The 13,783-nt window shown below is 52.6% G+C and carries 11 protein-coding genes; 5 read left to right on the forward strand and 6 right to left on the reverse strand.

Features of this window, described 5'->3' with window-relative positions; all coding sequences use genetic code 11:
• The 6 genes from sprA to ACEW8P_RS15680 all read right to left on the reverse strand — a co-directional run.
• Positions 1-3,377 (reverse strand): cell surface protein SprA (gene sprA / locus ACEW8P_RS15655; RefSeq protein WP_373514019.1); only part of this gene is annotated, 3,377 nt, incomplete at its 3' end.
• Between the two features lie 239 nt (positions 3,378-3,616).
• Positions 3,617-4,207: a Holliday junction branch migration protein RuvA gene (gene ruvA / locus ACEW8P_RS15660; protein ID WP_373514020.1), complete on the reverse strand. Its 591-nt coding sequence runs from the start codon at positions 4,205-4,207 to the stop codon at positions 3,617-3,619.
• Between the two features lie 211 nt (positions 4,208-4,418).
• Positions 4,419-6,158, reverse strand: a complete 1,740-nt coding sequence (locus ACEW8P_RS15665) for a LysM peptidoglycan-binding domain-containing protein (protein WP_373514021.1) — start codon at positions 6,156-6,158, stop codon at positions 4,419-4,421.
• A 116-nt stretch (positions 6,159-6,274) separates the two neighbouring features.
• On the reverse strand, positions 6,275-7,723 hold the full coding sequence (gene gatA / locus ACEW8P_RS15670; RefSeq protein ID WP_373514022.1) for an Asp-tRNA(Asn)/Glu-tRNA(Gln) amidotransferase subunit GatA: 1,449 nt from the start codon (positions 7,721-7,723) through the stop codon (positions 6,275-6,277).
• 114 nt (positions 7,724-7,837) lie between these two features.
• A complete protein-coding gene (locus ACEW8P_RS15675) occupies positions 7,838-8,044 on the reverse strand; it encodes a twin-arginine translocase TatA/TatE family subunit (RefSeq protein ID WP_189565185.1) in 207 nt (68 codons plus the stop codon).
• Between the two features lie 64 nt (positions 8,045-8,108).
• Positions 8,109-8,540, reverse strand: a complete 432-nt coding sequence (locus ACEW8P_RS15680) for a YkvA family protein (RefSeq protein WP_373514023.1) — start codon at positions 8,538-8,540, stop codon at positions 8,109-8,111.
• 282 nt (positions 8,541-8,822) lie between these two features.
• Between ACEW8P_RS15680 and mdh the strand changes: the two genes are divergently transcribed.
• From mdh to ACEW8P_RS15705, 5 genes are all read left to right on the forward strand, one after another.
• Complete coding sequence (gene mdh / locus ACEW8P_RS15685) at positions 8,823-9,746, forward strand: malate dehydrogenase (RefSeq protein WP_373514024.1); 924 nt, start codon at positions 8,823-8,825, stop codon at positions 9,744-9,746.
• 157 nt (positions 9,747-9,903) lie between these two features.
• Positions 9,904-10,212, forward strand: coding sequence for a hypothetical protein (locus ACEW8P_RS15690; protein ID WP_373514025.1), 309 nt, complete (start codon positions 9,904-9,906; stop codon positions 10,210-10,212).
• A gap of 2 nt (positions 10,213-10,214) precedes the next feature.
• Positions 10,215-10,595, forward strand: a complete 381-nt coding sequence (locus ACEW8P_RS15695; protein WP_373514026.1) for a type II toxin-antitoxin system VapC family toxin — start codon at positions 10,215-10,217, stop codon at positions 10,593-10,595.
• 15 nt (positions 10,596-10,610) lie between these two features.
• Positions 10,611-12,047, forward strand: a complete 1,437-nt coding sequence (locus ACEW8P_RS15700; RefSeq protein WP_373514027.1) for a sulfatase — start codon at positions 10,611-10,613, stop codon at positions 12,045-12,047.
• A gap of 138 nt (positions 12,048-12,185) precedes the next feature.
• Positions 12,186-13,783, forward strand: a 1,598-nt coding sequence (locus ACEW8P_RS15705; protein ID WP_373514028.1) for a SusC/RagA family TonB-linked outer membrane protein, incomplete at its 3' end; no start/stop codon positions are given.

A 13,783-nucleotide genomic window follows, 5' to 3' on the forward strand; every position in this document is an offset into this window, starting at 1 on the left:
GTGAGTGTAGCGGGCAGACGGTCAAGAAAACGCTCCTTGAAATACGCTCGCTCCTGCTGGCTATTCAAGCCATCGAGACCGACGTCCTGTTTCTCGCGAGCTCCCGGTTCGTTGCTGAACGCATTGATAATGAACTGTTCCTTCGTCACGCGGCCCCAGGCAGTACTATCTACGTTGATGCCCGGCCTCGGCTCGACGGGCAGGCCGTTCTCAAAATTGAATCGACCGTCGGGGATAACGTCCTCCGAAACGTCGCCCAAGTTGAAGACCAGTTTACCACCCGTCGTGTTGTTCTGGTTTTCTACCCCATCGCGCACTACTCCGTTTTCGCCCCCAATGAAAGGGTCCATGAGCCAAAACTCGATGTTCTCGATGTTGGCATTGTCAAAGTCGATGTCCGACGTGACCGCCCGGCTGATAGCGCCGAAATTGCGTCGCGGATTCTTCAAGCGACCGTCGTTGTCCAGGTCGGGGTTGTAGTTGTACATCCCGCGCTCGCTGGGGTAGTAAGCGATGTCGAGAATATTCTGCGGCAAGTTCAGCGGCGGCACCGACCGACCGGGGAACAGTTCCTGAGGTGTGAAGAGTGTGACGTAGAAATTCTGCACATCGGCATCGGTGATTTTAGGGGGACGCAAGTTGAAGCCTAACCCAGTATACTGAAAAAGGTTGTCCACCGAATAGACCGCCATCTTAGCCCGGCGGAAACCGAATTCCAGCGGATTGTCGGGCGACCCTTGCGGGAATTGCTGTGGTGTGGAACCCAGCCGCCAGCGCGTAGGTTGCCGCGTAAGGTCATAGATTGTACGGGCGGCCTCGAAGTCGTCCACCAGCGAGCGGTCGTTAACCAGTGGCGACACACCCGGAAATATCTTGGCGACTTCGCCCTTAAATTGAATGCTGGACGGCTCCTTGGTTTGGAGCAGGGGTAGTTTATCCAACCATTTGGTCAGGAAAGGCGCATCTTTTCTAATGTTGGCATCGAAACCTATGATCGTATTATTGGTCGGTTCGTTACCGATGGCCACGCGGGTCAGGAAGCCGGCGGGCGTTTCGCGGTGGTTCATTACCGTGGCCCCAATGTTGATGTCGTTGCTCACCAGGTAGTCGAGCCGCGTTCCAAACAGTGTCCTGATTTGGTTATTAAACAGGTCGGGCCGCTCAAACTCGATCACAATCTCACGCCCGGAGTTTAGAACGCTGGGATTGACAATACGGACGCGGCCAATCTGGGCCTCGACGATAAAATCCACGCCGGGCGACAGCGACACACCCCCGGCCGTCACCGTCACCGACTCTTCCGAAACGCCGTAGGGCAACTGAACCTCCGCCCCGCCCGCCGCCTGGTACGCGCCTTTGAGGTAAAACTTGTTGCGCTCGTTGATCTGCTGCGCGTCGATTTGGGTGGTGTTGTAGAGTTCGGGGAAGACGTATTTGTTTTTCAAAATGTCCTCATCCGCGTCGAAATACTCGGCCAGGTTAGAGCCGAAGGGTTCCAACACCGGAAAGAATACGCGACCCGTGCGACTGTCGATCGTGATGCCTTCTACAAAGTCGAAGTTACCATCGGGTTGCAGGTCGTTGACGGGGTTCAGGCGGTCCAGCCCCATCACGCGCAGCAGCGGTTTGTTTTGCAGGTTGCGGCCTTCCTGCAAGTTGGGGTTGTCGATCCCCGTCAGGTCGTCTTTATAAATTATTCTGAGTTGAAAACCCTGGCGGTCGATCTGATTGGTACCCAGGGAGTACACGTTTTTCATCATCAAATCCCACATCGGCAACTGCGTGTTGTTGCGGATGGTGGCAGATTTCAGGAGTTTCAACGCAATTACTTCGTCGTCCGGGCGAGCCTGGTAGTCTTCCGTGAGTTCGCCTACTTTGTAGTTTCGTCCGTTTAGGGTGTACTCATAGGCTACAGCCAGCACCTCGTCGTTGCGCAGCGGCACCGTCAGCGATAGGTAGCCTAGTTGCGGGTTGAACCTGTACTCGCTTTCGCCCAACAGCCGCTTGGCCCCGCGCAGCACCTCAAAGTCGATGCTTTTTTCCAAACCAAGTGTATTGGTCAACTCAAAGGTCGTGCGGTCTATCTGGCGGAATGCCTCATTCTCGCGCAGAGAGCGGTACAGACCGTTGGCTTCGTTGTCGGCGGGCGACTTGGGCTGAATCGGCTGAACGGAAGGAAGATTTTTCTTAAAAGGACTCGGCTCGCCCAGGTCAGCAAAGGCGGCCAGATTGCGCAGCGACTGCGTATTTGTCGTGCGGTTGGTCACGTAGACTTCCAGGCGGGTGATCGTCACGCCCGACGTAATGGCGGGCAGCGATTTGAGCGAACCTTCGTAGATATTTCTGAAATACTGGGAGAGGAAAAAGTGGCGGTTCTCATCGTAGTTATCCGCCCTGATCTCAAAATCCTGGGTCTGCGCACCGCCGCGCAGCACGCGACGTTCTTTCCGCGAGCGCTGCACCGAACCCACAAAGGTAGCATTCAGTCGTCCGAATTGCAGTTCGGCCTTGGCCCCAAACAGGTTCTGCACGCCGGGTATCAACTGGCTGTTGATGGGCCAACTAATGTTACCCGCTTCCAGCTTGCGCACCAGACTTTCCTCCGGTGCCTTATAGTTGAGTTTCAAGGCGTTTTCAAAGTTAAAACTGGCCTTGGTGTCGAAGTTGGTCAGAAAGCCCAGCTTGTCGCCGATCTTGGCGTTGAAGTTGATGTTGATTTGCTCGTTGAAAATGAAGTTAGTATTTCGCCGCTGCCGGATGGGAATCGAGGGATTATCGATGAACTGATGCATCACCCCGAAGTCCAGGGCCACGAATCCATTGGGCTTAAAGTCTGAGAAGTCATTTCCCAGTAATTTATCCAAAGCTGGTGGGAGATCCAGTTTGGGCAGCAGCCCGCGTCCGCCCATGGCGCTCTTGCCATCAAGCCGGGCCGAGTACTCACGCATCAGGGTCTCGAAGGCCCGTCGGCGCTGCATCTCATTGTACGTTTGCAGATCAACGCTTTCCGTGGGGCGGTAGTTTAGCGTGCCCTCGGGGGTTTTGATGTCCTCCTCGATCACCACCCGGCCCGTGTTATCGAGCTGCATGGTGGTACCGATGTTGGCGGGGTCATCCAGGTAGTAGGAAGTACGCGGGCGCGGGTCGGTGAAGCGGTTGCGGTAGAAGTCCTGCCAACTCAATCTGGGGCTGCGACCCGATTTTTTAAGGCTATCACCCGTCGTGTCAGCCGCTGCCGCCGCGGGTATGTAAGCCACGAACGGACTAACGCCCCCCTGTTCGGAGAGCGAAATATTGCCCGTAGCGTCGGCCAGAAAATAGGCACCAACGGTAAGGGCAACGGTGCGGAATAGTAATTGGTAAATGGTTCCTGACAAAGCCTATTGCACTTGGTTATAAGAGGGTAAGGTCGGGTGGCCAGACTAAGTTATCCGGAAAGTACCGACCTGATTCATTGAGCGGGGGATGCCGTGGTAGAGACAAAACGGCCAAAACCTTGCCAATATTCTTTCAGCGGAAAATTATTGTGAATGAGTGATTGAGAGAATGAGAGAATAATTAGACGAAAATGATATTCTCTCAATCACAATTCACTCAATCACAATTAAAAATAAGCTTAGCGCAGAGCGAGTTTGATGAGTTCTTCGACGGTAAGTTGATCGCCTTCACGCTTGATGATTGTGTCCAGACTTTTCTCGGCGGAGGCTTTAGGAATTCCCAAGGTGACCAGCGCAGCCAGGGCTTCGCTGCGCGTACTACCACCCGATACTCCAGCCAGAAACGGCACTGGAGAGCTAATCGAATCCTTACGCATCTTGTCTTTCAGTTCTAAAATCACCCGCTGCGCGGTTTTGGAACCAATGCCCTTGATAGACTGTACGACGCGGACATCCTCGTTCATAATCGCGTGGCGGATTTCAGAAGAAGACAGCGAAGAAAGCATCACCAAAGCTGTGGCCGGACCAACGCCTGATACACCCACCAAGTCCAGAAAAAGCGTTTTCTCGTCCGGTTCACCGAAGCCAAAAAGAATATGGGCATCGTCGCGGATGTTGAGGTAGGTAAAAATTTTACTCTTCTCCCCTACTTCGGGCATGGCCGAGTAAGTCTGTAACGAGATGCGGACTTCATAGCCCACGCCCTGCACGTCTATGATGGCGTAGGCCGGGTCTTTGTAAGCAACTTTTCCTTCTAGGTAGGCGATCATATTTTTAGTGACAGAGTGGCAAAGTACCTGAGTACCCGAGTACCTGAGTACCTGAGTACCTGAGTACCTGACGAAAAACGCAAACAGCTTTACTTACTCGGCAGACAGTAAAAACTTTGGTACTTGAGTATAGAGGTACTCAGGTACTTTTTTATAAAAAACACCACCCACAGTTTCCTGCGGGTGGTGGCAATCCATTTGTACATTTTATTTATCCTGAAATCAAAAGCTTCATTCCAGCCTTGATTTTACTACCTTTCATGCGGTTGGCAGCTTTGATGTTGTCAACCGTGAGGCCGTATCGCTGAGAAATGGTCCAAAGTGTATCGCCTCGCTGCACGGTATGGTACTTAGGCTTGACTCGGGTCGTGGCACTTTTGATTGAGGCCACCGCCGGAGCTGCCCTAGCAGACCCAGCATTAAAGATCTTCAATTTCTGACCTACCAGAATTTTGCCACTGCCCAGGTTATTCCAATCCTTCACATCGTTAATACTGACGCCGTAACGGTGGGCGATCTCGGTCAGATTATCGCCACGGCGGACGATGTAGGTAGCGGTTTTAGGGGCGGGTTGTATCCTGACCACCTTCGCAGGTTTTGCCTCCGGTTGCTCTTCCATCTCGCTTACATCGGCCACCAATTCTTCTTTGTCGTTAGCTTCTGTAGTGTCGGGGGTTTCCTTCGTGGCTGTGTTTTTTGCCAAAACTACTGGAACTTTAGCCGCCGGACGCGGAGCGACTTTCACTTTTTGCATAATGGTCAGGCGTTGGCCGCGCAACAAACGGGTACTGCGCAGACGGTTCCAGCTTTTCACTTCGCTGATACTCACACCGTATCGTCGCGCCACGGTGGTCAGCGATTCGCCGCTTCTTACGGTGTGCCGCAACCGCTTGGTAGCATACTCACCGTCTTCATCTATTGATGCAAGCATCACACCGGGCAAACCGCGCTGCGACGCCGAATCAAGGATAGATAGGCGGTTGGGCTGCATGAAGGCAAATTTTTGGGCGGGCAGTTTTAAAGCAAAACCTCGCGTGTACTCGGGAAGTACATCACTGATGATCGACGGATTGAGGCGTTGAATTTCCTCCATCGTTACTCCGCTCAACGCAGCAAAGGTGGTCAGATTCAAGTAGCCATTGACCTGAATAGTATCGGTGATCGTCGGAAACTGAATGATATTAGGGGCGATACCGTGGTCTTCGCCGTAGTGCATCATATAGAGGATTCCTACGTACTGAGGTACATAGCCGCGCGTCTGCTTGGGAAGCGAATTGTAGATCCCCCAAAAGGTGTTACCCCCGCTGCGGCGCATGGCGCGTTTGACGTTACCGGGGCCGCAGTTGTAAGAGGCGAGGGCCATTTCCCAGTCGCCGAAAATTCTGTAAAGCTGTTTGAGGTAGCGACAGGCCGCCTCGGTGGATTTCTCAGGATCGAAACGCTCGTCGATGTACGAATCTTGCTTCAGGCCGAATTCTCGACCCGTGGCCCGCATGAACTGCCACAGTCCGCCTGCCCCGGCGTAGGAAATGATCTTAGGATTGAGCCCCGACTCGATCATGGAAAGGTACTTCAACTCATCCGGCATATCGTGCTTAGCCAGCAAACGCTCGTAAATCGGGAAGAAAAGATTTTTGTCTTCCATCATACGCCGCGTAAAATCGGGTTTCGTGTAGATGAAGTACTCCACGAACTTGTGCGATTCGGCGTGATACACCAGCGGAATTTTCTTTTCCAGCAAGCCCAGGCGCTCTCTGACTAGTTCGGTCGGTACCCGATTGGCGGGTTCTTCAATTTCCGGCAACAAATCGGTGGCCGCTACACTCAGCGTGTCGGATTCTTCAAAGATGATTTCGTCTTGTTGCAATTGAGGCACCGCCAAGACCGGAAGGTTGCATAAAGCTAGGAGGGCCAGGGTGGCTAGGTTCACGACTCGCTTGGGTAGGTTCATTGGTGTCGGGAAGGTTTAGGTAGTTGAGAATAAACGGTTGACAGTGCCAATTTAAAAACTGTCTTTGTGAAATTCTGGGATTGGTACTTTGCAAAGCCTGAAATAGAATAAAACTACTATACTATTTGCGGTGTTACAGTTATTTTTGTTAAGTGCTTGGAAAAAGCCAATAATTTTTCCTCTTCAAAAGCCTTAGTCATAATTTGCAAGCCGATCGGCAAATCGTTTTCGTCCAGCCCATTAGGAATAGAGATGGCAGGCGTTCCGGCGACATTGGCTTGAACAGTGAATATATCGGCCAGATACATTTGCAGGGAATCGTCCGTTTTTTCTCCCAGTTTGAAAGCTGTCGTAGGCGTCACGGGAGAGATCAGAAAATCGTAATAGGTTAGGAGACGCTCAGTTTCTGAGCGGATCAGTTTTCTAACGCGCTGCGCTTTCGTATAGTATGCGTCATAATAATTTGCGCTCAATACAAAGGTGCCCAGCAGAATTCGCCGCCGCACTTCCTCACCGAAGCCCTCGGTGCGGGATTTTTTATATAGGCTTTCCAGATCAACGGCCTCTTCGCTGCGGTAACCGTAACGGACACCGTCGAAGCGGGCGAGGTTAGAGCTGGCTTCGGCGGTCGTGAGGACATAATAAGTGGGAAGGCCGTACTTCAGCAGCGGCATTTCGACGGGCTCGACGGTGTGACCTTGCTCCCGAAGTTGCTCGATCACTTCCAGCGTACGCTGCCGGATGGCAGGTTCTACGGCCTCGCTCTCTACAGACTCGCGCAGGTAGCCCACACGCACCTTTGCTCCTTCGTCCTGTTTTAAATTTTTGGAATAAATCGGCACCTCTCTGGTTGAAGCCGTACTGTCGAAATCATCGTCTCCGGCCATTATTTCCAGCAGCAGCGCGGCGTCTTCCACGCTTTTGGTAATTGGCCCGATACAGTCGAAGGAGGAAGCATAGGCAATCAAACCCCAGCGCGACACGCGACCATAAGAAGGCTTCAAACCTACTACACCGCAGAAAGCGGCGGGTTGCCGCACCGAACCGCCCGTATCGCTACCGAGCGAAGCGTGGCAAAGGCCCGCCTGCACGGCTACCGCTGAGCCACCGGATGAGCCGCCCGGTACCCGGTTTTCGTTGGCGGCATTACGTACCGGGCCAAAGTACGAGCTCTCGTTGGACGAACCCATCGCGAACTCGTCGCAGTTTTGCCTTCCGATGACGATAGCGTCTTCATCTAGCAAACGCTGCACCGCTGTAGCCGTGAAAGGAGATATGTAGTTATCGAGTATTTGGCTACCCGCCTGTACGCCGTGTCCTGCGTAACAAAGTACATCTTTAATCCCCAGCACCAGTCCGGCGAGACGCCCCGAAGTGCCAGCAGCTAAGCGAGCGTCGATTTCCTCGGCCCGCTGCCGGGCGCCGTCGGCATAAATTTCTACGAAGGCATTGAGGTGCTGGTGCTGCTCGATACGAGCGAGGTACTGCCCGACCAATTCGGTACAAGTCGTGTCGCCAGCTTGCAAGTCGCTCTGAATCGCATCAAGTGTAAGGTAATCTTTCAATTCAGAGGAAAGTTTGTTTTTCTACAAACAAAAAACAGAGTCGATCAGGCGTAGGCTTTTTTACAGTCTAACCCCAAAACGACTCCGTTGGGAAAAGGAAAATGGATGACCGACTTAGTTCTTCATCGGGTCTTCCATGCCCTTCTCAATATTCTCCTTTACGTCTTTGGTCGCGTTCTTGAATTCGTTGATGCCCTGACCGAGGCCGCGCATCAGCTCAGGGATCTTTTTCGCGCCGAAGAAAAGTAAGATAAACAGGGCTACGAGGAAGATTTCTTGTCCGCCCAGTCCCATAAATGCCAAAATTGATCCGAATTCCATGTTCATTGAATTTTAAATGAATACAAATTTAATTAATACTTCTTGCCAAACAAAAATTGTTTTGTCAGCCGATGTTGATCGTCTTAGTTTTTTTCTCCCATTCGGCGAACTCGTTCAGGTCGCCGCTCAGGCTGTTGAATAGCCACAGCACCAGAGCCAGGTCGTCCGCCATACCGATTACGGGTAGGAAGTCAGGAATAAAATCAATCGGCGAGACGAAATAAATCAGCACGCCGACAATAGATAAAAGGCTCTTCCAGGGCAATTTCCGGTATTCGCCAGAGGCGTAAGCCCTAATCAAGCGCACCAGAATAAATACCTGTTCTTTGGCCTCGTTGGCCCCGCTCTTAAAATCCCCGTCCCTGGTTTTCTTGTAAACTTGCTGAGCCAAGCCGTAAAGCTTCGAACTATTGGACGCGTATCGCCCGGCCTTACCCGTAGCCTTTTTGAAAAAAACCGACTTCAAGACTTGAGTAAGTAATGAACTGTTGGCCATTGTGTGAATATTGTGATTGGAATGTGTCGGCATTATAACCAAATCACTTTCTAAAAAATTGCACCTTCCAACACAAAGTACCCACTATTCCGCGTAATTCCTGTGCTTCAACTACGCGACGGGCGGCGGAATAGTTTGCAGATTCTGTAATACATGTCTGGCAAAAAAGGCTCTTCTCCCTGCTTTTCGCACAAAAAAACCCCTTTGAGCAGGGTTTAACGAAATATCTGTCCTAATTTTGGTGCGAAAATTAATCCCAACCGTATTTTACCCATATACCTTATGAAAATCACCGTCGTAGGCGCGGGGGCCGTCGGGGCCACCACTGCTGATAACATCATTCGCCGCCAACTGGCCGAAGAGGTCGTGCTACTGGACATCAAGGAAGGCGTCGCCGAAGGCAAGTCGCTGGACATGTACCAAACTGCCGCCCTGCTTGGCTTCAATACCAAACCCATCGGCTCGACCAACGATTACGAAAAGACCAAAGGCTCGGATGTGGTTGTGATCACTTCCGGCATTCCGCGCAAGCCCGGCATGACCCGTGAAGAGCTAATCGGCATCAACGCGGGCATCGTCAAGTCGGTGACCGAGAATATTCTGAAATACTCGCCCAAGGCGATCATCATCGTGGTGTCCAATCCGATGGACACGATGACCTACCTCGCGCTTCGCGAGTCGGGTTTGCCCAAAAAGCGCATCATCGGCATGGGCGGCGCGCTCGACAGCGCCCGCTTCAAGACGTACCTTGCCCTGGCGATGGACGTATCGCCCAACGATATTCACGGCATGGTGATCGGCGGTCACGGCGACACGACCATGATTCCGCTTACGCGCCTGGCAACCTACAACGGTTTGCCCGTGAGTCGTTTTCTCTCGGCTGAAAAGCTGGAAAAAGTTGCCGCCGACACGATGGTGGGTGGTGCGACGCTGACCAAGCTTATCGGCACCTCCGCCTGGTACGCACCCGGCGCAGCGGCAATGATGCTGGTCGAAAGCGTCGTCCGCAACCAGAAGCGCATTGTGCCCTGTAGCGTGATGCTGAACGGCGAGTACGGCCAAAAGGACATCTGCATCGGGGTACCCGTAGTACTAGGCCGCAACGGCTGGGAGAAGATCATCAACATCCGCCTGAGCGATGCCGAGAAGGAAGCCTTCGCCAAGTCGGCGGACGCGGTGCGGAATATGAACGCGGCGATTGCTTAGTTAGTGGACAGTTGATAGTGGAGAGTGGACAGTTCTGGTTCGTCCACAACCTAATGCTTCTCTTTCCAAAAGTTCCTTTATGAGAACGGGTCGTTGGCTTTCGGGCGGGCGACCCGTTTTTTTTGTTATTTTTGGTTTTTGTAAAAACAAAATTTTTATGCTAACGATCAACATTAAAATAGAAGACGAGCAGACGGAACAGCGTCTAGCCGAAGAAGCTCAGACCAGCGGCAAATCGGTCGACGAGCTAGTGAAAGAACTTGTAGATGAGCAATTTGGCAATCCTGACGAACATAATTTCGAGTATGTTATACAAGATGTGCGGAAACACATGAAGGTAATTCAGTACGACCTTACAGAAGAGGAAGAGAGAATTTTGGCAGAAAATCCCGATGTCAGGCCTTTCTCCCATATCAAAGATTCGGCTAAGTACATTCATGATCTTCGTCGCAAACCGCGCTATTGAGTATGCTACTGATCGACTCCAATATCATTATTGATCATTTGAGAGGGAAAAAGCAGGCAACGTATTTTCTCGAATCAGTCGGGAAGGCCAATATGTTTGTATCGACTGTAATAGAAATGGAGCTATACAATGGCGTTCTGGATCGTGCTGAATTCGTAGCTATTAGAATAGAGCTCTTTGGTATCCAAAGGCTAGAGATAACTGAGAATATTAGCCAGTTGGCGTTGCAACTTAGCAAGGAGTTTGCCCTCTCCCATCACATGAGCGTTGCCGACACCCTAATCGCCGCCACCGCACTGGTGTATGACCTCGAACTTAGAACGCTCAACATCAAAGACTTTCGCTTCATCCCCAATCTGAAAGTCTCTAACTCGCTCTTCTGACCTGAATTTAATTAAATGCCTAAGTACTTTCGACTTTTTGCCATTGGACTAGCAGCTATTCTGCTGGTCAATTTTCCGGCGATCGCCCAAAAAAAGCCGCGCCAAATCATCCTCATCCTGGCCGATGACCTGGGCTGGAAAGACGTGGGCTTCAACGGCTCGCGCTATTACCATACACCCATCCTCGATTCGCTGGCCGCCAAGTCACTTGTGTTCAGCCGGGCTTATGCCAACGCCTCAAACTGCGCGCCTAGCCGGGCTTGCCTCATGTCCGGTGCTTACTCGGCCCGGCATGGTGTGTACACCGTCTCGCCACCCGACCGGGGCGACGCCCGCACCCGCAAGTTGGTGCCGAGTCCGAACGAGGAGTTTTTGTCTTCCGATTTCAAAACCCTAGGAAAAGTATTCCAGGAAGCGGGCTTCAAAACTGCCGCGATGGGTAAGTGGCATATTGGCGACGATCCGACGAAGCAGGGCTTCGATGTGCATAAAGGCGGCGGAAGAGCAGGGCATCCTAAAACCTATTTCAGCCCTTACAGCTTGAAGTACTTATCGGACGGCCCGGAGGGTGAGTACCTCACGGATCGCGTCACGCAGGAGTCTATCGGCTTCATGCAGGAAAATCGGAACGAAGATTTCTTCCTCTACATCCCCCACTTCGCTATCCACGGGCCTTTGCAGGGCAAGCAGGATTTGGTGGAAAAATACAAAAAACTACCCCCACAGGACGGTCAGGGCGCCAACGCTGACTACGCCGCGATGGTCAGGAATTTAGATCAAAACGTGGGGAAGGTACTTGAAGCCGTGAAAAGGCTGGGACTCCAAGACCCACTTATTATATTTTCGTCCGACAACGGCGGCATCGCCAGTCAGTCGCGCCAGTGGCCGCTGCGGGGCGGCAAAGGCTCCTACTACGAAGGTGGTATTCGAGTGCCGCTGCTGGTCAATCATTCTGGTATTGGGGCGGGCGTTTCCGATGTTCCTACTTTGCTTTTCGATCTTTTCCCCACGCTTTGCGATTGGGCGAAAGTACCCATACCTGCTACTCAGGCAATCGACGGCGTTTCATTTCTGAACGTCTGGAAGGGCAAAACTCAGAGCGATCTCAACGAAAGGCCCCTTTATTTCCACTTTCCGTTTTATTTGGAAGCTTATCGGGGGGCGCTGGACGATAGCCGCGACGATCTGTTTCGCACCCGACCGGGCAGCGTGGTGATCCAGAACAACTGGAAACTGCACCACTACTACGAGGACGACGCCTACGAACTCTACGATTTGGAAAACGACCCCGGCGAGCGCATCGACCTGGCGACGTTGGAACCCGAAAAACTGAACGGACTAACCGCTCTGCTCAATCACTGGCTCACGGCGGTCGATGCTCCGGTACCAACGCAGTCGAATACGGCCTACGAGCCAGGTTTTATTCCGGCAAAGAAGAAGGCGAGGAAGTGAGAAATTCTGGCTTACAAAGTATATTAGTTTTATAAGAAAGGTCAGTTTTCTCTGATTTTTAAATGCGTATCTCATTAGATAAGTCTGCCTGTGCCCTTCTCTTTTGGCAATACAGCTTAATTTAACCTATAAATACTTATGAAAAAAGTACTACTAATCGCTCTCACCGTACTGGCGGGGGTGTTATTTCTGGAGGTTGGGGCAAGTGCCCAATCCGCCATTAAAGGGCGAGTCGTGGACGCCAACGACGAAGGACTGGTCGGCGTGAGCGTGACCGTCAAAGGTACCACGCGGGGCGTCATTACCGGAGCCGACGGCAACTTCACTCTTGCCGCTCAACCTGACCAGCAACTGGTTTTTTCCTACATCGGCTACCAGACGCAAACACTGCCCGTAGGCAACCGCACTCAGTTTGACATTACTCTTGCCGAAGATGCCGCCCTACTCAATGAAGTGGTAGTAGTCGGCTACGGCGTCACACGCAAGACCGACCTCACTAGTGCCGTAGCCCAGGTGGACGCCAAACAACTGGAAGACCTGCCCGTTTCGCGTGTGGATCAGGCCCTGCAAGGCCGGGCGGCGGGCGTGATGGTGACCTCCGTCAACGGCGCGCCGGGAGCGCGCTCGTCTATCAGGATTCGCGGGGGCAACTCGGTGAACGCCGACAATGAGCCGCTATACGTGATCGACGGCTTCATCGTGGGCACGGACTTTAACCTGAATAGCCTCAATACCAACGATGTCGAATCCATCGATGTGCTGAAAGACGCTACGGCTATCTCGATTTACGGAACGCGCGGGGCCAACGGCGTGGTCATGATTACCACCAAGTCAGGTAAGGGTACTCCCAAGGGCCCGCCCAAAGTATCGGTCAATTTCTACACGGGCGTACAGCGGATGTCTCGCAAAATCGACTACCTCGACGGCCCCGAGCGAATCGCCTACCACAAGGAACTTTCTGCTTTCTCGGGCGAGGCCGATCCCTTCACCGATCCGTCGGAGTTTGGGAATACCGACTGGCAAGAGGTGGTGTCGCAGGTCGCCCCGATCTATAACGGCGATGTGTCCATCGCCGGAAACACCGACGCGCTGAATTACTACGTATCGGCCAATGTGTTCAATCAGGAGGGCATCCTTAAAGGGACGGGCCTCAAGCGGTACAACCTGCGGACGAACCTGGATTTCAACCTATCGAAAAACGTTCGGGCGGGTATCCGGCTGAACGGCTCCCTCACCCGCACTGAAAACAACAAGCTTAATCTGTTCAATATGCGGGAAACGCTGACGGCCTTTCCGGTGTACAAGCCCGATGGCTCCTATTGGGATGTGAACACGGTGACGGGCGGGGCGCTACAAAATCCGCTGGCCGATGTGGAGCTTCGCACAGACTTCGAACTGGAGACTAATCTTCTGGCAACGGCTTACATCGAGTTCAACCCAATCAAAGACATAACGATTCGCTCCACAATTGGCCCCAAGATAGACTGGTTCAAGCGCAATCAGTACGACCCCGGCGTGCTGCCCGCCAACGCCGCTTCCCAAATCGGCGGCGTGGCCGAAATCGCCAACCGCTTCGGCTACGACATCTTGCAAGAAAATACCATTACCTGGAATAAGGTATTCAACGCCGATAACCGGCTCGACCTGCTGGGCGGGTTCACCTGGCAGAAGGGCAGCAACGAGAATTTTAACGCCCGCACCCAGGGCATTTCCATCGACGGGATTTCGTACGACGA

The sequence above is a fragment of the Persicitalea sp. genome (assembly GCF_041751555.1).
Classification (GTDB): domain Bacteria; phylum Bacteroidota; class Bacteroidia; order Cytophagales; family Spirosomataceae; genus Persicitalea.

Bases quoted from the DNA above. Each gene is read 5' to 3' on its own strand.
- ACEW8P_RS15665 (WP_373514021.1), bottom strand. From the start codon at position 6,158: ATGAACCTACCCAAGCGAGTCGTGAACCTAGCCACCCTGGCCCTCCTA.
- ruvA (WP_373514020.1), bottom strand. From the start codon at position 4,207: ATGATCGCCTACCTAGAAGGAAAAGTTGCTTACAAAGACCCGGCCTAC.
- ACEW8P_RS15700 (WP_373514027.1), top strand. From the start codon at position 10,611: ATGCCTAAGTACTTTCGACTTTTTGCCATTGGACTAGCAGCTATTCTG.
- mdh (WP_373514024.1), top strand. From the start codon at position 8,823: ATGAAAATCACCGTCGTAGGCGCGGGGGCCGTCGGGGCCACCACTGCT.
- ACEW8P_RS15675 (WP_189565185.1), bottom strand. From the start codon at position 8,044: ATGGAATTCGGATCAATTTTGGCATTTATGGGACTGGGCGGACAAGAA.
- ACEW8P_RS15690 (WP_373514025.1), top strand. From the start codon at position 9,904: ATGCTAACGATCAACATTAAAATAGAAGACGAGCAGACGGAACAGCGT.
- ACEW8P_RS15695 (WP_373514026.1), top strand. From the start codon at position 10,215: ATGCTACTGATCGACTCCAATATCATTATTGATCATTTGAGAGGGAAA.
- ACEW8P_RS15680 (WP_373514023.1), bottom strand. From the start codon at position 8,540: ATGGCCAACAGTTCATTACTTACTCAAGTCTTGAAGTCGGTTTTTTTC.